Source organism: Shewanella sp. 8A, assembly GCF_023475945.1.
GTDB classification, from domain to species: domain Bacteria; phylum Pseudomonadota; class Gammaproteobacteria; order Enterobacterales; family Shewanellaceae; genus Shewanella; species Shewanella xiamenensis.
The window spans coordinates 69,992-92,534 of sequence record NZ_JAMDJP010000011.1 but is presented as its reverse complement, the minus strand read 5'-3'; the positions used below and the strand labels follow the sequence as shown (position 1 = coordinate 92,534).

Below are 22,543 nucleotides of genomic sequence, written 5' to 3'. Positions count from 1 at the left end.
CCAGCCCTCCGACAGGGAAGCGAGAAACGCCATGATTAAAGATACCAGCGGCCAAGATACTCTCCTTGCGCCATCAAACGCTAAACGTCTCAAGGTGCCCTTGATTATTGGCGGCTGCACCTTATTAGTGAGCGCCTTAGTGTGGGCCAGTTTCAGTAGCGATAATGTGAGCAAATCCATTAGCCGTAGTGAGTTAACCACTGCGACTTTATATGTAGGTACGCTGACTCGGGATATCGCGACTACAGGTAAAATCGTCGCGGCCAATGCACCGATCCTCTACAGCACTGAAGAAGGTACAGTGACGCTACTGAGCAATCCTGGCGATACAGTTAATAAAGGCGATGTGGTAGCCAAGCTAGATAGTCCAAGACTGACCAATCAATTAGAACAGGCGAAATCCTTATTAGCGGGTTTGGAGGGTGCTCTTGAGCGTGCCAAGCTGGACGCTAGACGCAACCAATTACAAGTCAACCAAACCTTAGATATGGCCAAGGTTGATCTTGAGGCGGCTGAGCGTGAACGTCGTCGTGGTGAGCAGCTTATTCAAAGTCAGCTGATTGGGCAGATTGACTATGAAAAGGGCAAAGATGATCTGCATAAAGCCAAGCTTAAATTTGAGCATGCGTTGCAAGATGCTGCATTAACTAAGGATACCTTGACCTTTGAAGTAAAGAATAAAGCGCTTGAAGTTGAACGCCAGCAGTTAGCGGTAGGTGAATTAGAGCGCCAAGTTGAAGCCTTAAATATTAAAGCGCCGGTTGGCGGCATTATTGGCAACTGGCTGACAGAGCAAAAAACGCGTTTGAGTGCCAATCAACCGATTCTAACTGTGGTCGATTTAAGTGCCTATGAGGCCGAGCTTGCGGTGCCAGAGTCTTACGCCGATGAACTTGGACTTGGCATGGAGGTTGAGCTGAGCTTTGGCGAAGTCAAACTCATGGGCAAGTTATCCTCGATTTCTCCCGAAGTGCGTAACCGTGAAGTGACCGCAAGAGTGCAATTTGCCCAGAGCGATAGTCTTAAGTTGCGCCAAAACCAACGCATTTCTGCCCGAGTGCTACTCGAACATCGGGAAAATGTGTTGATGGTCAAACGTGGTGCCTTTATGACCAGCGGTGGCGGGGAGGAGGCTTATCAAGTCGAAGGCGATATCGCTACCCGCCGCCAGATTAAACTGGGTAGCACCAGTATGAGCCAGGTGGAAGTGATTGAAGGCGGTAAAGCGGGTGACGAATGGGTAATCTCGAGTGTTGAGCCCTTCAATCATGCCGAACAGGTTAAGATGCATTGATGTTATTTGGTTGAAAAAACTTATTAATCAAATTGATGGATTGGAAATTGCCGTGGTTTAAAATACTGCGGCGATAAGTAAATAGGAGCCAATAATGAGTCATAAAAATGTTGATATCAGTGTGTTGATGTCCTCCAAGCTGTTTGGCGTATTCGCTTTGGCCTTGTTAGTTGTGGCGGTAGAGCTGGGGATTGGAGAGGCTAATAGTTGGTTTTTCCTTGGCTTAAATATTTTGGAATGGACCAATCCCTTAGACGAAATGCGCCAGATTGGTGATGTCTCGATGGAAAGTGTGAGCTTGATATTCTCTTGCCTAAATGGGCTGTTCGGTAAGTTGAGTGAGTTCATTATGGGTGCTTTTCTGGGCTGATAAGCGGTTGCCTCTGCTTCGTCTGTTACATGCTCAAGTTACATTGAAGTCCCGCGCGTTTTATAAGCCGTTTACGCGCAAAGATAAAAATTAATTAAGGAAATTAAAATGTTATCAATGAAGAATATCAGTAAAGTTTTTAAAACGGACTTAGTAGAAACCCACGCCCTGCGGGATTTCAACCTTGAGGTAAACGAGGGCGAGTTTGTGGCGGTCACAGGCCCTTCGGGTTCAGGCAAAACCACCTTCTTAAATATTGCTGGCTTGCTCGAAGGCTTCACCCATGGGGATTATTTTTTAGATGGGATTAATGTCTCCAACCTCAGTGATAACAAGAGTGCTGCCGTACGCAATGAGAAGATTGGCTTTATCTTCCAAGGCTTTAACTTGATCCCCGATCTTAACCTCGCGGAAAACATTGAAGTACCGCTGCGCTACCGTGGTTTTAGTGCCAAGGAGCGTAAACGCCGTGTGGAGCAAGCATTAGAGCAAGTGGGCTTAGGTGCGCGGATGAAGCATTTGCCGACTCAATTATCCGGCGGTCAACAGCAAAGGGTAGCGATTGCCCGTGCTTTAGCGGGGGAACCCCGTTTTCTGCTCGCCGACGAACCTACGGGTAACCTCGACAGCTTAATGGCCCGCCAAGTGATGGAATTATTAGAGAATATTAACCAATCTGGCACCACCATCATCATGGTGACCCACGATCCTGAACTGGCTCGCCGTGCCCAGCGCAATATTCAAATTGTCGATGGACAAGTCTGCGACTTTACCATGTATCAACCCAATGTGGCCCGCAGTGCAAGCCACGGCAGTGTCGATAAACTGGTTGCTAACGCCCAAGGCTAGGAGCGGTTATGTTCTTCTATTACTTAGATTTAGCTTGGCGTAGCATTAAAAAAACGCCCATGTTGTCGGCATTGATGATCATGGCGATTTCCATCGGCATAGGCATCACGATTACCACTCTTAACATTTACAAAATGATGTCCACTAACCCTGCGGGGGAGAAGTCCAGCCAATTGTTTGCGGTACAGCTGTGGAGCCAAGGTCCAGATGCTTGGGATCGCTTCGATCAACAGATCACCTATCAAGACGGGATGAACTTACTTAAGAGTGATATTCCGAGCCTGCAAACCCCCATGTTTCGCACTGGCGGCGCGGTGCAAACCGAAGATCCGGCTTTTTTACCTGTACTGCAATCTCGGGTTAGGGTGACCAATAACGACTTTTTCCCACTGTTTGGACTTGAGTTTCAATACGGTCAGGCATGGGATGACAGCGTCGATAAAGATGCTCGCTACGAAGTGGTTCTCACCGATGAGCTGAATAAGACGCTGTTTGCGGGCCAAAATAGTGTCGGCAAGACGATTTATTTCAATGCTAAGCCCTATCAGGTGGTTGGCGTGCTTAAGCCTTGGGCGCCGAGTCCAAACTATTATGACCTTAACAACGGCGCCTTTGGCAATGTGGATACCTTGTTTGTGCCCTACAGCTTAGCGCCGATTGAGGAATATGGCAGTTGGGGAAATACCAATGGCTGGAACTATGAGAGCATCAACAACTACGCGCAGCGTTTAACCTCCGAAAAGCATTGGACACAATTTTGGGTGCAACTCGATACGCCTGAACAAGTCGCTGAGTACCGTCAGTGGGTTCGCCAATATATTGAACAACAAAAGAAATTAGGTCGCTTTAGCTCACCTAAGGCCGATGTGCAATTGTCCGATATTGACCAATGGCTAGTCATTAATAAAGTGGTGCCAGAGGATAACAAGGTGCTGGTGGGCCTCAGTGCACTCTTCCTCATTGTTTGCTTAGTCAATATGTTAGGTCTGTTGCTGTCTAAGTTTTTACGCCGAGCTCCCGAAATTGGCGTGCGCCGCGCCATCGGCGCCAGCCAAGGGCAGATCTTTGCCCAACATATGGTGGAAGTGTCTTTGATGGGACTATTCGGTGGCTTACTCGGCTTGGCTTGGGCTTGGGGCTCACTTGCGTTGCTCACAAAGAAGTTTCAACTTGAGGCTTCGATTACTCATCTCGATGCCAGCATGTGGCTCATTGCGCCTGTTATTGCCATTTTTGCAGCGATTGTGGCGGGTATTTATCCTGCGTGGCGTGTGTGTACCACTAACCCAAGTGTTTATCTTAAGAGCCAATAATCGGGGGCAATATGTTACATATCAAACCTATTCTCAGCAGTTTATTACGCAGTAAAAGCGGCCCCTTACTATTGTTATTACAGATTATTTTGTCTGTGGCTATCGTCGCTAATGCCAGCTTTATTATCGCCGAACGATTAAATTTAATGGCGCGTGAGTCGGGGATTGTTGAAAGTGAAGTCTTTGATTTCAGCATTTATCATTTTGATAAATCGACAGATTTAGTAGCACAGGATAAACGAGATTTAGAGATCATTCGTGCGATCCCTGGCGTTATCGATGTTGCACCTACCTCTATGGCTCCCCTGAGCGGCGGCGGTTGGTCGAGTAACTTTACCCTAGGGCCTGAGGAGCGCGCTATATCTACGCCCAATACCGGCATGTATATGAGTGATGAGCATTTTATCGACTCCTTAGGGCTGAAGTTAGTCGAGGGACGTAACTTCTATCCCCAGGAAATCACCACAGAGTTGCTGGAAGATGGGGGCAAGATGATAGTCACTAAAGCCTTTGTCGATAAGGTGTGGCCGAATGAATCAGCGCTTGGCAAGAGCGTATATATGGGCACACAGCACTTTGTGGTGATTGGAGTGCTGGAGCGCTTACAAACGGCATGGGTTGATAATAGTAACCTTGAGTTTAGTTCTGTGTTGTCGGTGAATTATCCCGCTGACTATAAAAGTTATTTAGTAAGAGCTAAGCCTGGTGATATTGAGCGCTTAAAAGAGGTCATCCCCGAAGCCCTGCATAAAGAATATCCTAGCCGGGTAGTCGAAGGCTTTACAACCATGAGCGAGCGCCGTATCGAGGCATATCGTGACCATGAATTAATGGCAACCGTACTGACCATGATGGTGGTATTGCTGTTGTTGATTACCTCACTTGGGGTGACAGGGATGGTGATGTTCAATATCCAGCGTCGCACTAAGCAGATTGGCACTCGCCGTGCGTTAGGTGCTAAAAAGCGCGATATTATCAGCTACTTCCTAGTGGAAAACTATCTGCTATGTCTGTTAGGTGGCACTTTGGGTGTGCTGTTATCGATTCAGTTAGGCCAGCAATTGATGAGCCTGTATAGCTTACCTATGCTGGCGCTTTCCTATCCATTATTCACCGTTGTTGGATTATTTGTGGTGACCACCCTTGCGGTGTACTTACCTGCACGCAAAGCTGCCAAGATATCTCCGGCGACAGCGACGCGTACTGTGTAACATAAGCTGAGCGGCATAAAGTGCGATAACAGTAGGATGTTATTGCACTTTTTGTTACTTTAAGGTTAATAGTTTTACTCGGGATATACTTTGCCACATGGACACAATTCTGATTGTCGACGATAACCACGCCATCTGCCAGGCCTTGGGCTTAATGCTGGAGATCAATGGTTATCAGGTGTTAACTTGCCATACACCAGATGATGCCCTTGGTCTGATCGCGACCCATGATATTGATCTTGTTATCCAAGATATGAACTTCACCCGCGATACCACCTCTGGGGAAGAAGGGCGGCAGTTGTTTTATGCATTGCGTGATAGGCAGCCGGATTTGCCGATCATTTTAATGACGGCTTGGACGCAGCTCGAAACCGCTGTTGAGTTGGTTAAAGCCGGCGCCGCTGATTACATGGGCAAACCGTGGGATGATGCTAAGTTACTAAACAGCATTACGAATTTAATTGCTCTCTATAAGCTTGCACGTACAAATCATCGGCTCGAGCGAGTTAATTCACAACGCCAAGTCGCGATTGCCGATGCGGATCTGTGCGGGATTGTTTTTGGTAGTGGTGCGATGCAGCGTTGTATTGACTTAGCCTTACAACTGGCACGCTCCGATGTATCTGTATTGATCACAGGCCCTAATGGTGCCGGTAAAGATAAGCTTGCCGATATTATCCATGCCAATTCTCCCTTAAAAAACAAACCCTTTATTAAGGTGAATGTGGGGGCTTTGCCAATGGAGTTGCTCGAAGCCGAACTCTTTGGTGCCGAGGCGGGGGCGTTTACGGGGGCTAACAAGGCGCGCATTGGTCGTTTTGAAGCGGCCGATGGTGGCACCTTATTTTTAGATGAAATTGGCAATTTACCGCTCTCGGGCCAAGTGAAATTGCTGCGGGTATTACAAACCGGGGAGTTTGAGCGCTTAGGCAGCCATAAAACCTTAAAGGTGAAGGTGAGGGTGATCAGTGCGACCAATGCCGATCTTGCCCAAGATATTGCCGAGGGGCGTTTCCGTGAGGACTTATTCTACCGCTTAAATGTGATTGAATTGGCCTTACCGCCACTGAATCAGCGTATTGACGATATTTTGCCCTTAGTGAAACATTTTGTCGGTGAGGGTTTTAGTTTGAGTAAACCCGCCCAACAGGCGCTATTACAGCATCGTTGGCCGGGTAATGTGCGCGAGCTAGAAAATGCCTGTAAACGTGCGGCGCTATTGGCGCAAAGTCGAGTGTTAACCGAAGTTGATTTTGGTTTACCGCCAGTCAATGTTAACAACACTCACACGACAAATACGATGACGCTTGGGCGAACCATAACTGAAGTTGCCCCGATTGAATCACAGATAAAAGTTGCCAATCAAGACGTGTCCGCTCAACTGGATTCGAGCGACGCTATGGATGTTAGCCGTGAGCAGATTGAAATGGCCTTAAGACAGCACAAGGGCGTGATTGCGCGAGTAGCTAAATCCCTTGGCCTAAGTAGGCAAGCCCTGTATCGCCGCATGGATAAGTTTGGTCTAGAAAAATAGTCATAGCTCTATAAACATTGAGTCTTAGGTGGAGTTTTAGGTGCAACTGCGAACAAAATTAATCATTTATTCAACTGTTTGTTGCGCCTTAGGAGTGCTATTGACCCTAGGTGCTGTGAGCTATCGCCCGTCTATCTCGTCAGTTGAAGTGCCAGCTCCCATCAAGCTCCCCGCAATTAATATACCTCCCATCGACGTAGATAAGCTTCAAGAAAACGTCGAAGCGGCAATTAAAAATAACGAGAAATTACAACAAGCGTTGCCATTACAGGAGCGTTTAAGGGCCGAGCAGATTAAGCATGAGCTGCAAAAGTTAGAGCAGCTCAAGCAAGAACAATTGCAAATTAAGCTTTTTAAACTCGAGCAGCTTAAAGAGGGGCTTTTTAGTCCTTCAGCCCATCCTGATGTGCCGCCCACAGCTCCTCCAGCAGAACCTATCTCGCTGCCTAAGTTGACGTTAGCGCAAGGGACAGACCAAGGGCTACCAATCACCGAATGGTTATTCATATTATTGTTTACCTGTGGTATTTGCGCCTTAGGTGTGGCTTGGTTTACCCGCCATTTAGCTCGTAGCCTCAATGCCTTAGAGGTTGGCTTACTCAACTTTAACGATAATGACTTTAGCGTCAGCATTCCGGCAAATGGTGAGGGCCAGCTTAAGGCATTGGCTGAGCTATTTAATGATTCGGCAGCTAAGCTGCGCCAGGAGCGGCAGTATATTTATCAGCGCGAATTGCTGCTGGATAAAGTGATTCAAAGCTCACCTAACGTGATGCTGCTGTTTAACGATCACCAAAAACTCATGTATGCCAACGATGCGGCGCGGCATCTTTTCCATATTAAAGGCAAAATGGAAGGCTTGAGCCTCGACGAACTGCTGCAAGACTTACCCGATGCCCTTGCCTTGGCCCTTAAGCAAGAAAAGAGCGGCCTGTTTACCATGGGTGAGGATGATACTGAGACTTGGTATCTGAGTCGTGGCCAATTTTTATTGAATAACCAACAACATAACTTGATATTGCTCAAGCAGATGACCCGTGAGCTTAATCGTCAGGAAGTGGCGGTGTGGAAGAAGGTGATCCGTATTATCAGCCATGAGCTAAATAATTCTGTCGCGCCCATTGCTTCTATGGTGAATTCGGGGCGTTTACTGACGAAAGATCTCGATAATCCAAAGCTTAAGCTGATATTCGACACTATAGAGAGTCGCACGAATCACCTGAGTCAGTTTATTTTCAACTATGCTCGCTTTGCTAAACTGCCTTTACCGCAGCGACGTCAAGTCGCGTGGCAGCAGCTTATCGAACATTTAACCCAGCATTATCCTTTTACCTTAGCCAATGAATTACCCGCTGAAATGGGCTATTTCGATCAAGGACAAATGGAGCAAGTTCTGCTAAACCTGCTGAAAAATGCCCATGAATCAGGTTCTAATCCCGATGAGGTCACGCTCTCGATTCGCTTTCAAACGCTGGTTGATGGCACAGGCTTTATTATCAAGATTGAGGATCGTGGTAGTGGCATGTCCGAGGAAGTGTTAGAGCAAGCCCTATTGCCCTTTTACTCAACCAAGCAATCGGGTACTGGCTTAGGCTTACCACTTTGCCGCGAAATCATTGAGGCCCATGAAGGCAGCATTAGTATGCATAATCGCACCGATGGTGGGCTGTCAGTACAACTCTGGTTACCGCAATAATCTGCGTTTGAGAGTGTATCAAGAGTTTTCATTGCTCATTCTAACGTATTACCCAAATGGGCTATTTTGCGGTTTTTACCTTAGCTTTTTGGGCTAATTTAGGTCTCAGTCTAATGACTAGCATTCTTCAATCCTGTTAACCTTCCTTTAATAAAAATAAGCGTGAAATGTTACATGCACAACATGGCAAAGCGTGCATTTTACGCTATCGCTGTATCTGAAGGTTTGAGCATTGTAGGTAAGGAGGGACCTGTGAAATCGTTAATTCAGCGGTTGTTGTTCAGTATCTTGTGTTCATTCTTGTTTATAAGCGCTCCCGGCGCATTAGCCGATGATGATATTGAAATCAGTGGGCTTGTGATAGATAGAACCTTAACGCGTTTTGGTAAGGATTTTGGGTTTTACTATTCAAGTTATTGGCGCGAATTGCCGTTTACTCAAGGGTTTAACGTGACCTTGTATGAGACGGTGTTTCCGCAGGCCGGAACCGTTTTAACCTTAGAAGTGAATGGAACTCGTATTTATACCACGCACTTTGGTCGTCGGGCGAACCCGATTAAGGAGAGCGCAGAGCAGGCTATTTTGTTGACGATTGATTACTTAGCTCAAGTCAGGGCTAATGCGATTACGGGTGATTTTTCAGGAACATCGGACGATTTGTAGGATAACAATAATGACATTCAGGACGTTACTTTCTCTTGCTGTGTTTTGCATAGCTCACACCAGCCAAGCAACCGAATTAATCTATACCCCCGTCAACCCAAGCTTTGGGGGCAATCCTGCGAATGGCTCCTTTTTACTCAATAAAGCGCAGGCTCAAAACGATAATAAAGCCAGCTCGACAGAGAAGGACTTTGTTACCCGTTTTAAGGAGTCATTGGAACGTAACATCATTAACTCCATCACTCGCGGCGTAGCTGATGGTGAGATCAAAGATGGGGTGTACGATACCGGTGATTTTCGTATCGAAGTCGCCTCTACTGGCACCGGAGTGATGTTAACCATCACTAACATCGAAACTGGCGAAGTGACGGTGATTGAAATGCCAACTTTTGGAGGCGGAAACTAATGGCACGTTCCATCTTTATCGCTTCTATGCTGCTGAGTATGTCCGCCTGTAGCTTGATCCCCAAGCCTGACTTAAATATTACTCCTGCTCAAGTTAATCCAATGAGTGAGGTGATGAAGGAGCTACAGAGTCAGCCTGGGCCAAAATTTCCGATCCCAGTTGCGGTATATTCATTCCGAGACCAAACCGGGCAATATAAACCTCAAGCTAACGTCAGCTCATTTTCAACTGCGGTCACTCAAGGGGCAACATCGATGCTGATGCAAACCTTGATTGACTCTAAATGGTTTACGCCCGTTGAGCGTGAAGGCCTGCAAAATTTATTAACCGAGCGCAAGATCAGTAATAAGCAAAACGGCTCAAAGGGCGATGATATCCCCGTGTTATCGACGGCGAGATTGCTATTAGAAGGTGGCATTATCAGTTACGAGACCAACACCAGTACAGGCGGTACAGGGGTTGAGTATTATGGTATCGGCGCCTCGGAAATGTACCGTGAGGATTTAGTGACTATCTATCTGCGCGCTGTCGATGTACACACGGGCAAAGTGATGATGTCTGTATCTACGAGTAAAAGGGTACTTTCGCAGGAAATGCGTGCAGGCCTGTTCCGTTATACCAGTTTGAATCGTTTGGCCGAAGCCGAAGTAGGTTTTACCACCAATGAACCAGTGCAGTTTTGTGTACTACAAGCCATTGAGTTAGCAGTCGCTGAGCTTATCGAAAAGGGTGTAAAACAAGGTTATTGGAGTGCTTCGCAGTTGTCGCAACCTATAGAAAAACAACCTGAATTAAGCCAAAGCTGATTATACTAATCGTATTAAATATCTGTTCATTCAGTTAAACATCGCCACAATCGAGCCAGATATAAGTCTGGCTCGATTGCTTTTAGGTTTAGTCGGCCCGTAACGCCTTCCAAAACAGCGCAAAGCTGGCATCACGATAATGTTTATCTCTGCCCAATTCGGGGTTATCTATAAAAAATCGTGTGGCTGCTAAGTATTGTCCGTGGCAATTTTCAAGCATTAATTCAATGGGATAGTGGGCAATTAATCCCATTAGCTGCCCTTTTTTTATCAACTGGGCGATAAACCCTAAGATGCTATTCATTGCTTGTTCGCGGATAGAAGCCGCAATCATAGGTGACATTGAATATTGCTGAAAAAATAATTGCTTGATTGGATTATCAATCGACCAGTCAATCGCGCTCTGCCAGAGGATTTCTGCATGCTCTTTAAGATCGATCCCTTCTTTGATATTTAACAATAATGCATTAGCAAACTCTTGTTTAATCGTGAGAAACAGGCTTTCCATCAACACTTCTTTGGTTGGGAAATGATGAAACAGTGTGCCTGTCGCTACGCCAGCCTGCTTGGCAATTGAAGCGGTCGAGGTGGCATGAAAGCCTTGGCTGACAAATAACGATAAGGCGGTATCGAGTATCGCCTGACGTTTATCTGTCATGGGCTTAGTATCTGTATATGTTGGTAATAAGCTCGACATAACCACTCCTAAGCGGCCCGTATTAGCGTAAAAACAGCTTCATCAACATACGTTGGATAAAAGTGCCATAGGGTGGATGGACAAATTTACCCGTGTTAAAGCGCCCACGGCTTAGCACGGTTTTGGCGTGGCTAAAGGTGAGGAACCCTTCTTTACCATGATAATGCCCCATACCAGATGGGCCTATGCCGCCAAAGGGCGCATCATCGGCTGCTACATGGAATACCGTTTCATTGATACAAACACCGCCAGAGTGAGTTTGCTTGAGGATTTTTTGTTGGCTCGCTTCATCAAAACTCATCACATAGAGCGCTAAGGGTCTGGCGCGACGGTTTACGTAGCTAATGGCTTCATCTAAAGAGTCGTAACCGATAACGGGTAATAGCGGCCCAAAGATTTCCTCTTGCATCAATAGCATATCTTCAGTGGTATTAGTAATCAGCTGAGTGGCGAGTTTACGATTCTGGCTGTCTATTGCTTCATTTGAGGCAGAGATAATCTTGGCACCTTTGGTTTTGGCATCCTCAAGTACAGCCAATAAACGATCAAATTGGCGGGCATTAATAATGCTGCCGTAGTCCTTATTTTGGGCAATTGCGCCGTACATGGCTTGGAATTTTGCTTGATAGGCTTGAATAAAATCGCTCACTTTAGCGTTAGGGCAAAGCACATAATCAGGCGCTACACAGATTTGTCCAGCATTCAAACACTTACCATAAATCATTCGTTCTACCGCTATCTCTAGTGGCATATCGGGGGCGATAATTACTGGCGATTTACCTCCGAGTTCAAGGGTAACGGGGGTGAGATTATTGGCCGCGGCGCGCATCACATGGCGGCCAACCGTGGTTGAGCCAGTAAATAGGAGATGATCGAAGGGCAGTGCTGAAAACTGCGCCGCGACATCAGCTTCACCTTCGACAACGGCAACATGGGATTCATCAAATACTTCGGCTAGCAACTGTTTGATAACGCTATTGGTTGCTGGAGTAAATTCCGAAAGTTTGAGCATGGCATGGTTGCCCGCAGCAATCGCCGTGACTAATGGCCCAATGGAGAGCATGACGGGGAAGTTCCAAGGCACGATTATCCCAATAACGCCTAGTGGCTGATAATGCACTTTGACTTGGGCGGGGGCGAGTAAGATGCCCGCATGGCGGCGGCTTGGCTTGAGCCATTTTTTGAGGTTTTTCAAGCTGTAATTGATGTTATTGACCACAGGCATAATGTCGGAAATCAGACTGTCATCGACCGAACGATGGCCATAGTCCTGTGATAACGCCTCGACGAGCGGCTGCTGGAATTTTAGCAAGGCGGCTTTAAGGCGTATTAAGCGTTCTTTACGGATCGCATAATCAGGATTAGGTGCGGCTAAGTAACTTGCACGCTGACGTTGGAGTAACTCGGTTAACGGCGAGATTTTTGCTGCGTCTGTTGCCATGTTCATCGTGGTCCCTTGAGTGCAAGTCTTAATAAAATAAAGCCGTTTGTTGCTCAATACACAAACCGACTGATTAGTCGGTTTATCCTAGCGGTTAGCGTGATTTTGCGCAAGCATACTGATGCATTTATGAGCAAGATCACGGCCTGATAGAGACTTAGCTTTTACACTTAACAGGACATTTGTTAGACAAGGAGTATGTATGACTTTGTTAAAGCATGGAATTTCAGTTGGGATCGAGCGTTATGGTGATGATGACTTTTTTGTTGCCTTTAAAGCTATTGGTACCTTAACTCATCAAGATTATGAGGTGATGGTACCCGTGCTCGAAGCCGCGTTAGCTGGGGTGAAAGATCCCGATATTTATGCCTTAGTCGATGTGACTGAGCTTGAAGGTTGGGAACTTCAAGCCGCTTGGGATGATCTAAAACTAGGGGTTAAGCATGTTCGCCACTTTGAACGGATTGCTATTGTCGGTAAAACGACTCTACAGGAAGTGATGGCAAAGCTGGCAAACTGGTTTACTCCGGCCGAGGTTAAGTTTTTTGTCGACAAACTGGATGCCATTACTTGGCTCAAAGATGAGCTTCACGATGACTAGCCATTAAGGAGAACAGATTATGCGTTCAGGTCAAATACTCTGGCCCACAGATTTTTCGGAAACTGCGGCCCATGCGTTACGTTATGCTATTGAAATGGCAAATCTATACCATGTAGGGCTAAAGATTTTACACGTTGTTGAGCAACCTATTGGTGATGAAAACTTTATGATTTTAGCGATTACCCCTGAGGAGCTCGCTAAAAGCATGGAGGAGGCCGCAGCAACTAAAATTCAGGCGTTACTCGAGGGACTCAAGAGCGAATTACCGATTACAACACTTATTCGCCGAGGCGATCCCGTCGATCAAATCCTCGAGGAGGCGAATGGTAAGGATGTGGGTATGGTGGTGATTGCTAGCCATGGACGAACCGGAATTTCGCACTTTTTACATACGAATGTTGCCGAAGCTGTTGCCAATGGCGCGGCATGCCCTGTATTGGTCGTGAAATAGTCTGTATTGGGTAGATTACAGGGCGCTAAGGCGCCCTTTGTTTTTGATTGCTAAAGCATAATTAATTTTACGGCCTAGCTGCTTGTCCCGAGTTACTGCGATAAAATACAGATTATAAGCAATGCCATTTGCCCTAATATTGGGCGCAACAACCTAAGTGATGGATAAAATTATGCGTACTCAAGAAGTGTTATGCCCTACGGATTTTTCGGCAACTGCCGCCCATGCGCTTAATTATGCGGTTGAAATGGCTAATCTATATCACGTAGATATCCGTTTGCTGCATGTCGTCAGCCCTGCAAGAAGTGCCCATTGTTATGGTATTGCGGTAGATACTCCCGCGACACTTGAGCAACAGTTGGCCGAGTTTGTGGAGACAAAAATGCAGAGTCTACAGCTGCAAATGCAGCAGGGATTAGCGGCTGGACTAAAGATTAAATGTATTGTTCGTCATGGTGATGCGAGCGAAGAGATTTTAGCTGAGTCAGCCGATGCGGGTATGATTGTGATTGCAAGCCATGGCAGCAGCGGCTTAGTGGATTTTTTAAAGCACCATGTGAGTCAAGATGTTGTTAGATTGGCGAAATGCCCAGTATTAGTAGTTAAGTAGTTAACTTATAAAGGATCTTGCTTGAGTTTTGATTGATCCACAATGGTATTTGAGGCTTCAGCTTCATTCTCTAGGGACATGAGTTGCCGATATTTTTCTTGTAAGGCGATCAGTGTCCCATCTTCGGTAATTTGTTTTAACCCAAGGTTAAAGTCGTCACGGATTTGCTCGCTTAAAAACGCAAATTTATACTCAGTCGGTGGAAAAATGCGATGACATACCGCCACCTGTTTACTCTCTACTTCGGTGAGTTTTCCCTCAATAAATGCCTGTCTAAGATAGTAAGTGAAAATGTTCTTATCCATAACCACTACATCAGCCCTGTGCTTCATCAACATGTAAACCTGCTGTATTTGCCGAGCTTGTTCTTGGTAACTAGGATTAGCTTTAGTCATTTGAGCAAATTCATCACCTAAGAAGCTTGCTGCACGTTGAAAGGAAACGACTTTTTTATCCGTTAAGTCTTTAATGCTATTAATCGAAAAGTTATTTTTCTCTAGGCTGATTGCGCAATTTTGATAACGAATCGCCACATTAGAGTAGAAAACGTTTTCGATCATGCCTTCTTTTACGTTGATTATGCCGTCTAGTTTGCCCTCCCTAAGTTCATGGAAAGTGCGTGCTAAAGGCAAATATTCAATATTGGCGGTATGCCCTTTGACTGCAAGTGCTTGATACAGCAAATCGAGTTCTAGGCCGCTATCAGATTCTTGGATGACATAGGGAGGAATGGAGAGGCTCACGCCAATTTTCAGTTCCGCCGCTTGGATTAATTGGGGATACAATAATGCAATTACTGCTAGCAATGGGTAGCGAATACAGGTCATTCTAGAGACGCAGGAAATATGGTTAGTTTGTTTCATTACGCACTGTTACCTTTCACACCATTGGCCATCTCATGATGCCCAGAGTTGTCCCCTGACATATCATTGTAAGTGTAGTTTGTTAATCTACAGCCACAGTTATTTTTATCTGAATAAAGCTTGTTTATATTCAAAATGACGAGTCTGGCTGGCGTAAAAAAGCGATTTCTTCTGCTGTCGACTCTCTAGCTAATATTTTGTTTCTATGAGGATAACGACCGAATCTGTCGATAATAGCCTTGTGTTTTAGTTCAAATTCGAGATTAGCGATTGCAGCCTCTCGATTGAACAATTTTACAGCAACTTGATGGATGGCAGGGGATTCGCTATGCATAAAAGGCATAAACAAAAAGGGTACTTGTTTGGGAGAAAGCTCCTTATCAATTTGGAGTGCAACAGCCTCTTGGGCAAGGACCAGCGCAATGGTGTCGGCCTCAAACGCTGCTGGCGTGTCGCGATAGATATTTCGCGAGAATTGATCCAGTACGATGATTTCGGCTAAACGACCTTGAGGTGTCACGCGCCAATGCGCAAGCTCACCGCGCTTGGCTTGTTTTAATAGGTCTTCAAAGCGAGATTGGATTTGTGCATCAAATGTTGGGTCTTTTATCCACCAAGATTGAGGTGAGATTTCCTCAAACCAGAAATATAGCACTTGCTGTGCGGTAATCATTTGGCCCATCGTTGGCTCTCCCATTGATTAATCTTTTTACAAATAACAGTGATGGAGAGCTTATACAAGCAAATGCAGAAAATGTATCTGCGGGAACAGATGTCAAACGGGTCAATTTGCTCGAATAATTTGAATGGAGGCTATTTCTTATTCACTGAATATCAAGTAGTTTTATACTCACTTGGTCAATATTTGGATTGATTTTTTATGCCCCTCGAATCTGCTACTCAGTCAATATCGAAACAACATAAGGCGTTTTTACGTAAGCTATATTTAGCGCATTTAATGGATGATGATCGGCATAACTTGTTATCACTCAATAAGTTGACTGGAATGCCGAGGCGAACATTGCAGGATGCTATCGCCGCGTTTGAAGATATCGGTATTCGCGTCGAATTTGTGCAAGATGGCAGTCGAAACAATGCAGGTTATTATCGCATTTTGACCTGGGGGCCGATTAGCAGTGCGTGGGTCGATACTCATTTCGAGGAAATAGCCTCAATTATCGGCGTCGCTCCATTAAGTGAAACCGTGGCATTAAGTGAATCAGTGGCGTGAAAGAGCGCGGATTTTGGTTTGATACTGAAGTTAAATTAAGTCAAAGAACTATTTTACCTGCGCTACAACATGATATTGCCGCAGACATCGCCATTATTGGCGCGGGCTATTCAGGACTATGGACGGCCTATTATCTTAAGCAATACCAGCCCAATTTATCCGTGGTGATTCTTGAGGCTGACACCATTGGCCAAGGCGCTTCGGGGCGAAATGGCGGTTGGTTGATGGGCGGTTTTAGTGGCGATGTAGCCTATCTTAATCAGCTTCAAGGTGAGTCGCGCTTAATAGCAAAAGCCTTGATCCAACAAGCTATTACTGAAGTTGCCGCAGTTTGCGCCAAGCATCATATCGACTGTGATTTACACCATGGCGGCAATTTACGGGTAGCCGCGCGTTATCCTGAGCAATTAGCCAATATTCAAGCCGAATTAGCACAGTGGCGCGCTGATGGCTTTGGTGAAGAAGATATTCGTTGGCTGGATAAGCCCGAGCTTGATAAGCAAGTGTGTATGGCCTACGGCCAAGCGGCACTTTATACCCCCCATTGTGCGCGAATACACCCAGCGAAACTCGTCTGTGGTTTGGCTGATCTGGTGCAAAGTTTAGGGGTGAAGATCTACGAGCATACCCCAGTAAATCACATGGTGTATCTCGGTGATGCGCAAACCCAATTACAGACGCCACAAGGAAATGTTCGTGCGGCGATTGTGGTGCCCGCCGTTGAAGGCTATCTTCGCCAATTGGGTGAATTGGGTCGATTCACCTTGCCTGTTCAGAGTTTACTGATCGCCACTGAGCCGTTAACGGATGAAATGTGGCAGGACATTGGTTTAGCTAATCGCGCGACCTTTAGTGATGCTAGCCGCATCGTTACCTATGGTCAGCGAAGCCCCGATAACCGTTTGATATTTGGCGCCCGTGGCGGCTACGGATTTGGCGCTAAAGTGCGGACTGAATTTGGATTTAATCCCGAGTGCTTTAATACCCAATCTCCCGCTAGCCATCGTCAATCGGCTTTTAAAGGGGAATTTGGCTTTCGCTATCAGCTATTGTTGGCGTTATTTCCGCAATTGGCGGATGTGCAAATTACTCATGGTTGGGGCGGAACCTTAGCCTTAGCGCGGCAGTTTGCGCCCCACGCTATTTACGATAAAAATGTAGGATTGGGGCTTATTGGTGGTTACGGCGGCGAAGGTGTTGGGGCTGCCAATCTTTTTGCCCGCACGCTGGTGGACTTGATCTTAGCGCGTGATACGCCGCTTACTACTATGCCTTGGGCGTTTAATGCCCCCATTCAGCAAGTATTAACGCCTTGGGAACCTGAACCTTTACCGTGGCTTGCTTATCATGGCATGAACAAGGTTTTTGCATGGGAAGATAGGCTTTACAGCCGTCCAAAGAGTGCGGCTTGGCAAAAAGGCTTAGCTAAGCGGCTCGCGAATCGATTAGAAGGCTTAATGAGTTAATCTACTTATAAACCAGAGAGTTAATCAGTAAACCAGAGAGTTAATCAGGCCATTACCGAGTCATTTTTATTCATACACGATTTATTCATACACGATAAGTACTTTGATGATCCGATGATATTAACCGAACAGTTTTTCCTACAGGGCCGCGTTAAGCTTGAGACGATTCCCCACGAAATGCGCATGCCCCATTGGGTGTACGCGCCAAGATTAACCGATATGAAAAGCGGGCAAGTGTTGCTCGATCTTATCGGCCAATGCTGGGATTGTCAGTCTGCGATTGAGCGGGATAACGCGCTTTGCCTAACTCTCGATGGCTACCCCAATAGAGCCAACTGGCTTGAGTTGGCCTTTTTGCCCGATACGGGGCGAGTCCAGCTAAGGGCTGGCAATATCGACACTAAGGCGCTAACAGTACAAGAGTTTCTACCACAGGAGCTGACTGGCTACTTTGATACGATACGCGCGAATCTCCCCCGTTAAAGGAAGATATATGCCCCAAAACCTAGCCAACTGAGGAGTAACAGGGCGATGGCAGCCCAAGCAATAGGAGTAAATTGAGTCTGTGGCAGCGAAAAATCTTCGCCGTCATCCATTTCGCCAGCCGCGCTTACTTGTTGGTTTTTTGCCCTTAACTGTTGTTTTCTCTGTTTATCCCGTTCGCGAGCTTTGGCTTTTTGCAGTTTTTTATATTCGGCAATGCCCTTTTCAATCCCCTGGGCAATCAGTTTAGTTTGTTCTTTGGTTTGTCCTGGTTTTTGAGTGGCCTTCGCCATGGCTAAGGCATCTTGCTGGGTTTCGGTTGAGATAGTGGTTTTCATCTGTTCACACTGTGACTTTAGGTGTCTATTGCAGCGATTATACCCACAACTGTGTCGCTAAAGGCGCTAGTGAAGTCAATTTTGCATTAAAAAATCAGTGGGTAACCACGCTGTGGTGCAGAAATAAACTCAGGTTCGTAATCCCATACTTGGCGAATTATATCAATCGATAATGCATCGTTAGGTGTACCTTCACTGACGATTTCTCCCTGTTTGAGGACGATAACTCTGTCGCTGTAACGGGCTGCCTGATTGAGGTCGTGCAATACCACAATCACAGTGTAGGCGTGCTTGTGGGCGAGATTTTTTGCTAGCGCTAATACTTTGTGTTGCTGCGCCAGATCCAGTGCCGAGGTAGGCTCATCTAACAGTAAAATCGGCGGGAAGGGGGATTGGCTTAACTGCGTTAACACCCTCGCCAGTTGCACCCTTTGTTTTTCTCCCCCAGAAAGCGTGGGGTAACTGCGCCGGGCTAAATGCAATACACCCACTTCGTCAAGCCATTTTGTGACTAACTGCTGCCCTTCTTTTTGACTCAAGGTTAAGGGATAAAGCCCCATTGCCACCACTTCATCCACGGTAAAGGGGAAGGTTAAGCTGGCATGTTGAGGCAGAACGGCGAGGGATTTTGCCAGTTCAGCCCTTGGCCAATCCACGAGTTGGCAGTAGCCAAGCTTGATGCTGCCTTGCGCAGTGGGGAGCTCTCGGCACAGTGCCTTTAACAGTGTGGATTTGCCTGCCCCATTAGGCCCTAAAAGTGCGGTGACACTGCCCGGTTGAAATTGCACGCGAATGTTGTTCAACACCGCCTTATCGCCGATAGCGTAGCTGAGCCTATCCACGGTTAATTGGGTACGTTCAAAATGTTGTTTAGCGACGGGCGCAGCCGATAAGCTTATAGCCATGGAGTTCTCGCTTAGATTAATTTGCTGCGTTGTTGCAGGAGTAAAAAGATAAAGAATGGCGCACCGATAAGCGCTGTGACTAAGCCGACGGGTAATTCGGCGGGAGGTAAAAATGCCCGCGCACCTATGTCAGCTAAGGCTAAAAGCGCAGCGCCCAAGAGGGCGCTCATGGGTAAAAGTCGTTTATGATCTGGCCCCAAAATCATCCGCACTAAATGGGGAACTACTAGACCAATAAAACCGATAATCCCTGTTGCGGCCACACTCACGCCTACGCCTAATGCACAGAGTAGGATGAGTCTTAACTTAAGACGGTCGACATCAATCCCTAAATGTCTGGCTTCAGCTTCACCCAGTAGCAGGGCATTAAGTGCCATGGCATCACGCTGAAAACGCCAACTCAGCAGCACTAATACCAGTAAACACAGGCCGACATATTGCCATTGAGCTCCTGCAATACTGCCCATTTGCCAAAGGGTTAAGTCACGTAATGCCATATCATTAGCGAGATAAGTCAGTACGCCTATGCCCGCTCCTGCTAGCGCTGCAATTGCCACGCCGGACAGCAGCAATAACACCACAGATGTGCCTAAACCGTTACTCGCCAGACGATAAACGATCAGGGTTGTGGCTAACCCACAGAGAAATGCGCCAAGGGAAATCATAAAAGATCCCACGTCGGGAAATAACACGATACAGATGGCCGCACCTAATGCAGCTCCCGATGACACCCCGATAATACCTGGGTCTGCCAGTGGATTACGGAATAATCCCTGCATCACAGCGCCACATTGAGCAAGAATTGCGCCTACCGTAAGGGCTAACAAGGTCCTGGGTAGACGCACGTTACTTACCACCAGTTGCTCATGGGGTGCAAGATTGCCAATGCTTTGCTGGGTTGCCCAATTAAATACCGCACTGAGGGAGTCCATAAGACTAATGCTTACAGGACCTACACTCACCGAGAGTATACTGCTCAGGATGAGGAGCATCATCATTGTGGGCCAAAGCCAGCGATACTGTAACATGGTTATTTTCCCGCCGTTTTACCTTGAGTGAGTAGGGTATCTGCAAGCGTTTCGGCAGCACCAATGGCGCTAATACCTAAACCTCCCAGTAAAGCTTGCGGGGCAAGGGTTTGGATATGACCATTTTGGCCTGCGGGAGTATGCGCTAGCAGCGGCATCTCCTTTAATAGAGCCTGGGTTGTTTGAGTGTTGGTTTGCGAGTCAGTTTTTTCGCTGCGGTTAGACAGTAAAATCACATCCGGTTGTAAGGCGAGAATGCCCTCTTGGGACAATGTCTTGTAGCCTTCAAAGTCTGCAATATTCTTTGCGCCCGATAGCGCAATAATGGTATCGGCAGCGGTACCTTTGCCACCGACTCGGGCTCCTCGTCCTTCCTGTAATAACATAAAGAGGATTTTTGGCTGAGCATTATGTTGGCTGAGTTGTTGTTTTTGCTTATTTAATTTATCTAGCCTTTGATGCAACTCCTGCTTTAGCGGGGCCGCTTTGTCTGTTCGATTAAGCGATTGTGCCAGCGTATCGATATTGCTCATTAATTGTTGCTCATCGGCGCTTGAGGGTAATTGCACTACCTTGATATTGGCTTGTTTTAGTACGTTAAGGGTGATTTCTGGGCCCATGACGTCGGACCCCACAACTAGTGTAGGGCTGAGTGCCATAATGCCTTCAGCGGAAAGCATGCGGTGGTACCCCAGTTTGGCGACTGAGCTTAATTGCTCAGGCACATAGCTGGTGGCATCGACAGCCACTAACTCATCGGCCGCCCCTAACGCCAGCACTAACTCGGTGACACCCGCACCCGCGCTCACCAACTTTATATCCTGAGTTGCACTCCAAGCATTAAATGAAAAGAGTGTTATGACTGCGGGGAGTAGACACAACCATTTATTGAATACATTGCTATCGGTCGGTTGACTGAGTTTATTAAATCGATAACGCACAGCTTGAAACAACATGGGTAAACTCCTGATCCATCTAAAAGCAAGGTCGAGGTGTTATCAACCTTGCAGGGTAAACGGGTTAAAACACGATTGAGTTAAGGTTTAGGGTTAATGTTCCATCAAAATTTGGGTTTGATTAATGGCGTTGCCCTGCAAAAGTGCCAGTAGCTGCATTAGCGGTTCAACTGGCGCGGCCTTATCGGCAGCAATAATGACGGTGGCCTGTGGTTGGGCCGTTAACTGCGCTTCAAAGGCTGAATTAAATGCGGTTAAATCAGCAAATTTTTCGCCATTAATCGCCCAGTAGGGTGAAGTCGCCATAATATTGATGGCTATCGATTGCTTATGCTCGAGTGCAGTAATGGCGCTGCTTGGGCTTTGAGGTACATCAACGGGTAAGCTCAGCAAACGGCTATTTGCCGTGAGTAACAGAAACACTAAAACAATAAAAATAATATCAATCAATGCCGTAAGATCGACGCTGGGCAGTGGCTCTAAGGCACTGATCCCTGCTTGGGGTAACGACGTGTGGTGAGTGCTTATCATGGCTGAGACTCAATAGATGCGGCGTGTGAAGTGTTAGGTGTTTGATTGGCCTGATTTCCTCGAGCGAATGCCTGATATAAGTCTTGCTCAAGTGGTAGCTTGTCTACACCGGATAACCATAAGTTAATTTGATTCAGCACATGGCTCGCTTTTAAGCATTGGCTATGCGCCCAGATCCCGAATAAATGCGCGGCGGTAATGGTCGGCACCGCAATGATAAGACCTGCAGCGGTAGTATTCATCGCCAGACCAAGCCCCGCACTGAGTTGCGCAGGAGTGACTGGCCCTTGGGACTGGCCAAGTTGGGCAAACATGTCAATTAACCCAAGCACCGTACCGAGTAACCCCAGTAGCGGACTAATAATCCCTATCACTTGCAAAATCTTAAGGCCCGCTTGCAGCTCCCTTTGTTGTTTATTCAGCCATAGACTGAGTAATTCTTCCCTGAGTGGTTTGGGTTGATGTGCTTGCGCTAACAGCAGTGTTGCGCCACGGGCCAGTAAATCCTGCTGATGGCTGGTTTTAGAGAGTAAAGCTTGAATGTTTTCGCTTGTCGGTTTGGCATCAGAGTGGCGTAGCTCTTTAACCCAAGCTTGTTTTTTTGGGGAGATTGACGCTACGGATTGTTGTAAAAACAGTGCGCTACGCTCAAGGCAAATCATCAAGGCAAGGAATGCACATATCAGCAAAGGCCAGGTGAGTGAACCGAGCTGGCCATGTAGGGTAGAAAAGTCAGTCATAAGCGGTGAGTCTCTATAGTTAGATCTGTTATCAAGCATTCAGCCAAATTCGTTGCAATA

The 22,543-nt window shown here is 46.6% G+C and carries 26 protein-coding genes; 16 read left to right on the top strand and 10 right to left on the bottom strand.

Translation table 11 applies throughout. From position 1 onward, the window contains the following. Window positions 1–31: 31 nt before the first annotated feature. The 10 genes from M0413_RS10615 (at window position 32) to M0413_RS10570 (ending at window position 10,142) form a co-directional block, all read left to right on the top strand. The gene (locus M0413_RS10615; protein ID WP_037421587.1) at window positions 32–1,294 is read left to right on the top strand and encodes an efflux RND transporter periplasmic adaptor subunit; all 1,263 of its coding nucleotides are present in this window, start codon (window positions 32–34) and stop codon (window positions 1,292–1,294) included. Between the two features lie 94 nt (window positions 1,295–1,388). After that, window positions 1,389–1,664 carry a hypothetical protein gene (locus tag M0413_RS10610; protein ID WP_037428407.1) on the top strand — a complete coding sequence of 92 codons (276 nt, stop codon included), beginning with the start codon at window positions 1,389–1,391 and terminating at the stop codon, window positions 1,662–1,664. A 108-nt stretch (window positions 1,665–1,772) separates the two neighbouring features. Continuing rightward, complete coding sequence (locus tag M0413_RS10605; protein WP_037421582.1) at window positions 1,773–2,513, top strand: ABC transporter ATP-binding protein; 741 nt, start codon at window positions 1,773–1,775, stop codon at window positions 2,511–2,513. A gap of 8 nt (window positions 2,514–2,521) precedes the next feature. Beyond that, window positions 2,522–3,826 carry an ABC transporter permease gene (locus M0413_RS10600; RefSeq protein ID WP_203432137.1) on the top strand — a complete coding sequence of 435 codons (1,305 nt, stop codon included), beginning with the start codon at window positions 2,522–2,524 and terminating at the stop codon, window positions 3,824–3,826. Between the two features lie 11 nt (window positions 3,827–3,837). Further along, entirely contained in the window at window positions 3,838–5,037 is a 1,200-nt protein-coding gene (locus tag M0413_RS10595; RefSeq protein ID WP_249554087.1) for an ABC transporter permease, read from the top strand. A 97-nt stretch (window positions 5,038–5,134) separates the two neighbouring features. After that, window positions 5,135–6,571, top strand: a complete 1,437-nt coding sequence (locus M0413_RS10590; RefSeq protein WP_099456896.1) for a sigma-54-dependent transcriptional regulator — start codon at window positions 5,135–5,137, stop codon at window positions 6,569–6,571. A 40-nt stretch (window positions 6,572–6,611) separates the two neighbouring features. After that, the gene (locus M0413_RS10585) at window positions 6,612–8,267 is read left to right on the top strand and encodes a sensor histidine kinase (RefSeq protein ID WP_249554085.1); all 1,656 of its coding nucleotides are present in this window, start codon (window positions 6,612–6,614) and stop codon (window positions 8,265–8,267) included. A gap of 252 nt (window positions 8,268–8,519) precedes the next feature. Then, window positions 8,520–8,930, top strand: a complete 411-nt coding sequence (locus M0413_RS10580) for a curli production assembly/transport protein CsgE (RefSeq protein ID WP_249554083.1) — start codon at window positions 8,520–8,522, stop codon at window positions 8,928–8,930. A 10-nt stretch (window positions 8,931–8,940) separates the two neighbouring features. Then, window positions 8,941–9,336 carry a curli assembly protein CsgF gene (locus tag M0413_RS10575; RefSeq protein ID WP_037421565.1) on the top strand — a complete coding sequence of 132 codons (396 nt, stop codon included), beginning with the start codon at window positions 8,941–8,943 and terminating at the stop codon, window positions 9,334–9,336. Further along, the gene (locus tag M0413_RS10570; protein ID WP_037421563.1) at window positions 9,336–10,142 is read left to right on the top strand and encodes a CsgG/HfaB family protein; all 807 of its coding nucleotides are present in this window, start codon (window positions 9,336–9,338) and stop codon (window positions 10,140–10,142) included. Before M0413_RS10575 ends, M0413_RS10570 begins: the two co-directional genes overlap by 1 nt. Window positions 10,143–10,230: 88 nt before the next feature. Here the strand turns inward: M0413_RS10570 and M0413_RS10565 are convergent, their stop codons facing one another. Further along, on the bottom strand, window positions 10,231–10,839 hold the full coding sequence (locus M0413_RS10565; protein WP_249554082.1) for a TetR/AcrR family transcriptional regulator: 609 nt from the start codon (window positions 10,837–10,839) through the stop codon (window positions 10,231–10,233). A gap of 22 nt (window positions 10,840–10,861) precedes the next feature. Further along, window positions 10,862–12,286, bottom strand: coding sequence for a coniferyl aldehyde dehydrogenase (locus tag M0413_RS10560; RefSeq protein ID WP_249554081.1), 1,425 nt, complete (start codon window positions 12,284–12,286; stop codon window positions 10,862–10,864). Between the two features lie 196 nt (window positions 12,287–12,482). Here M0413_RS10560 and M0413_RS10555 point away from each other — a divergent pair, with 196 nt between their 5' ends. The 3 genes from M0413_RS10555 (at window position 12,483) to M0413_RS10545 (ending at window position 13,942) form a co-directional block, all read left to right on the top strand. Continuing rightward, the gene (locus M0413_RS10555; RefSeq protein WP_037421553.1) at window positions 12,483–12,881 is read left to right on the top strand and encodes a SpoIIAA family protein; all 399 of its coding nucleotides are present in this window, start codon (window positions 12,483–12,485) and stop codon (window positions 12,879–12,881) included. Window positions 12,882–12,900: 19 nt separating this feature from the next. Continuing rightward, window positions 12,901–13,332, top strand: coding sequence for a universal stress protein (locus tag M0413_RS10550; protein WP_249554080.1), 432 nt, complete (start codon window positions 12,901–12,903; stop codon window positions 13,330–13,332). A 172-nt stretch (window positions 13,333–13,504) separates the two neighbouring features. Beyond that, the gene (locus M0413_RS10545; protein ID WP_088586037.1) at window positions 13,505–13,942 is read left to right on the top strand and encodes a universal stress protein; all 438 of its coding nucleotides are present in this window, start codon (window positions 13,505–13,507) and stop codon (window positions 13,940–13,942) included. Between the two features lie 5 nt (window positions 13,943–13,947). Here the strand turns inward: M0413_RS10545 and M0413_RS10540 are convergent, their stop codons facing one another. Then, the gene (locus tag M0413_RS10540; protein ID WP_231570547.1) at window positions 13,948–14,769 is read right to left on the bottom strand and encodes a substrate-binding periplasmic protein; all 822 of its coding nucleotides are present in this window, start codon (window positions 14,767–14,769) and stop codon (window positions 13,948–13,950) included. Between the two features lie 166 nt (window positions 14,770–14,935). Next, a complete protein-coding gene (locus tag M0413_RS10535) occupies window positions 14,936–15,487 on the bottom strand; it encodes a DUF924 family protein (protein ID WP_144374829.1) in 552 nt (183 codons plus the stop codon). 198 nt (window positions 15,488–15,685) lie between these two features. On the opposite strand from M0413_RS10535, the gene M0413_RS10530 reads away from it, so the two are divergent. The 3 genes from M0413_RS10530 to M0413_RS10520 all read left to right on the top strand — a co-directional run bounded on the left by M0413_RS10530 (window position 15,686) and on the right by M0413_RS10520 (window position 17,985). After that, window positions 15,686–16,036, top strand: a complete 351-nt coding sequence (locus M0413_RS10530) for a winged helix-turn-helix domain-containing protein (RefSeq protein WP_169547434.1) — start codon at window positions 15,686–15,688, stop codon at window positions 16,034–16,036. Further along, a complete protein-coding gene (locus M0413_RS10525) occupies window positions 16,033–17,502 on the top strand; it encodes an NAD(P)/FAD-dependent oxidoreductase (RefSeq protein WP_249554079.1) in 1,470 nt (489 codons plus the stop codon). The genes M0413_RS10530 and M0413_RS10525 overlap by 4 nt, the downstream gene beginning before the upstream one ends. Window positions 17,503–17,616: 114 nt before the next feature. Beyond that, the gene (locus tag M0413_RS10520) at window positions 17,617–17,985 is read left to right on the top strand and encodes a hypothetical protein (protein ID WP_249554078.1); all 369 of its coding nucleotides are present in this window, start codon (window positions 17,617–17,619) and stop codon (window positions 17,983–17,985) included. Here the strand turns inward: M0413_RS10520 and M0413_RS10515 are convergent. The 6 genes from M0413_RS10515 to M0413_RS10490 all read right to left on the bottom strand — a co-directional run bounded on the left by M0413_RS10515 (window position 17,982) and on the right by M0413_RS10490 (window position 22,483). After that, window positions 17,982–18,323 carry a DUF2956 domain-containing protein gene (locus M0413_RS10515; protein WP_169547436.1) on the bottom strand — a complete coding sequence of 114 codons (342 nt, stop codon included), beginning with the start codon at window positions 18,321–18,323 and terminating at the stop codon, window positions 17,982–17,984. The genes M0413_RS10520 and M0413_RS10515 overlap by 4 nt on opposite strands. An 86-nt stretch (window positions 18,324–18,409) precedes the next feature. Then, entirely contained in the window at window positions 18,410–19,228 is an 819-nt protein-coding gene (locus M0413_RS10510) for a heme ABC transporter ATP-binding protein (protein ID WP_249554077.1), read from the bottom strand. Window positions 19,229–19,239: 11 nt separating this feature from the next. Further along, window positions 19,240–20,256, bottom strand: coding sequence for a FecCD family ABC transporter permease (locus tag M0413_RS10505; RefSeq protein ID WP_037427112.1), 1,017 nt, complete (start codon window positions 20,254–20,256; stop codon window positions 19,240–19,242). A 2-nt stretch (window positions 20,257–20,258) separates the two neighbouring features. Continuing rightward, window positions 20,259–21,212 (bottom strand): hemin ABC transporter substrate-binding protein, encoded by a 954-nt coding sequence (locus tag M0413_RS10500; RefSeq protein ID WP_249554075.1) that lies wholly within the window; start codon window positions 21,210–21,212, stop codon window positions 20,259–20,261. 93 nt (window positions 21,213–21,305) lie between these two features. Continuing rightward, window positions 21,306–21,743, bottom strand: coding sequence for an ExbD/TolR family protein (locus M0413_RS10495; protein ID WP_047538389.1), 438 nt, complete (start codon window positions 21,741–21,743; stop codon window positions 21,306–21,308). Next, window positions 21,740–22,483: a MotA/TolQ/ExbB proton channel family protein gene (locus tag M0413_RS10490; protein ID WP_037421517.1), complete on the bottom strand. Its 744-nt coding sequence runs from the start codon at window positions 22,481–22,483 to the stop codon at window positions 21,740–21,742. The genes M0413_RS10495 and M0413_RS10490 overlap by 4 nt, the downstream gene beginning before the upstream one ends. Window positions 22,484–22,543 lie beyond the last annotated feature (60 nt).

Excerpts from the sequence above, each read along its gene's own strand:
- M0413_RS10490 (WP_037421517.1), bottom strand. The coding sequence starts at position 22,483 with ATGACTGACTTTTCTACCCTACATGGCCAGCTCGGTTCACTCACCTGG.
- M0413_RS10575 (WP_037421565.1), top strand. The coding sequence starts at position 8,941 with ATGACATTCAGGACGTTACTTTCTCTTGCTGTGTTTTGCATAGCTCAC.
- M0413_RS10615 (WP_037421587.1), top strand. The coding sequence starts at position 32 with ATGATTAAAGATACCAGCGGCCAAGATACTCTCCTTGCGCCATCAAAC.
- M0413_RS10500 (WP_249554075.1), bottom strand. The coding sequence starts at position 21,212 with ATGTTGTTTCAAGCTGTGCGTTATCGATTTAATAAACTCAGTCAACCG.
- M0413_RS10600 (WP_203432137.1), top strand. The coding sequence starts at position 2,522 with ATGTTCTTCTATTACTTAGATTTAGCTTGGCGTAGCATTAAAAAAACG.
- M0413_RS10595 (WP_249554087.1), top strand. The coding sequence starts at position 3,838 with ATGTTACATATCAAACCTATTCTCAGCAGTTTATTACGCAGTAAAAGC.
- M0413_RS10610 (WP_037428407.1), top strand. The coding sequence starts at position 1,389 with ATGAGTCATAAAAATGTTGATATCAGTGTGTTGATGTCCTCCAAGCTG.
- M0413_RS10515 (WP_169547436.1), bottom strand. The coding sequence starts at position 18,323 with ATGAAAACCACTATCTCAACCGAAACCCAGCAAGATGCCTTAGCCATG.
- M0413_RS10570 (WP_037421563.1), top strand. The coding sequence starts at position 9,336 with ATGGCACGTTCCATCTTTATCGCTTCTATGCTGCTGAGTATGTCCGCC.
- M0413_RS10530 (WP_169547434.1), top strand. The coding sequence starts at position 15,686 with ATGCCCCTCGAATCTGCTACTCAGTCAATATCGAAACAACATAAGGCG.
- M0413_RS10560 (WP_249554081.1), bottom strand. The coding sequence starts at position 12,286 with ATGAACATGGCAACAGACGCAGCAAAAATCTCGCCGTTAACCGAGTTA.
- M0413_RS10505 (WP_037427112.1), bottom strand. The coding sequence starts at position 20,256 with ATGTTACAGTATCGCTGGCTTTGGCCCACAATGATGATGCTCCTCATC.
- M0413_RS10590 (WP_099456896.1), top strand. The coding sequence starts at position 5,135 with ATGGACACAATTCTGATTGTCGACGATAACCACGCCATCTGCCAGGCC.
- M0413_RS10520 (WP_249554078.1), top strand. The coding sequence starts at position 17,617 with ATGATATTAACCGAACAGTTTTTCCTACAGGGCCGCGTTAAGCTTGAG.
- M0413_RS10565 (WP_249554082.1), bottom strand. The coding sequence starts at position 10,839 with ATGTCGAGCTTATTACCAACATATACAGATACTAAGCCCATGACAGAT.
- M0413_RS10510 (WP_249554077.1), bottom strand. The coding sequence starts at position 19,228 with ATGGCTATAAGCTTATCGGCTGCGCCCGTCGCTAAACAACATTTTGAA.
- M0413_RS10545 (WP_088586037.1), top strand. The coding sequence starts at position 13,505 with ATGCGTACTCAAGAAGTGTTATGCCCTACGGATTTTTCGGCAACTGCC.
- M0413_RS10495 (WP_047538389.1), bottom strand. The coding sequence starts at position 21,743 with ATGATAAGCACTCACCACACGTCGTTACCCCAAGCAGGGATCAGTGCC.
- M0413_RS10605 (WP_037421582.1), top strand. The coding sequence starts at position 1,773 with ATGTTATCAATGAAGAATATCAGTAAAGTTTTTAAAACGGACTTAGTA.
- M0413_RS10540 (WP_231570547.1), bottom strand. The coding sequence starts at position 14,769 with ATGACCTGTATTCGCTACCCATTGCTAGCAGTAATTGCATTATTGTAT.
- M0413_RS10555 (WP_037421553.1), top strand. The coding sequence starts at position 12,483 with ATGACTTTGTTAAAGCATGGAATTTCAGTTGGGATCGAGCGTTATGGT.
- M0413_RS10535 (WP_144374829.1), bottom strand. The coding sequence starts at position 15,487 with ATGGGCCAAATGATTACCGCACAGCAAGTGCTATATTTCTGGTTTGAG.
- M0413_RS10550 (WP_249554080.1), top strand. The coding sequence starts at position 12,901 with ATGCGTTCAGGTCAAATACTCTGGCCCACAGATTTTTCGGAAACTGCG.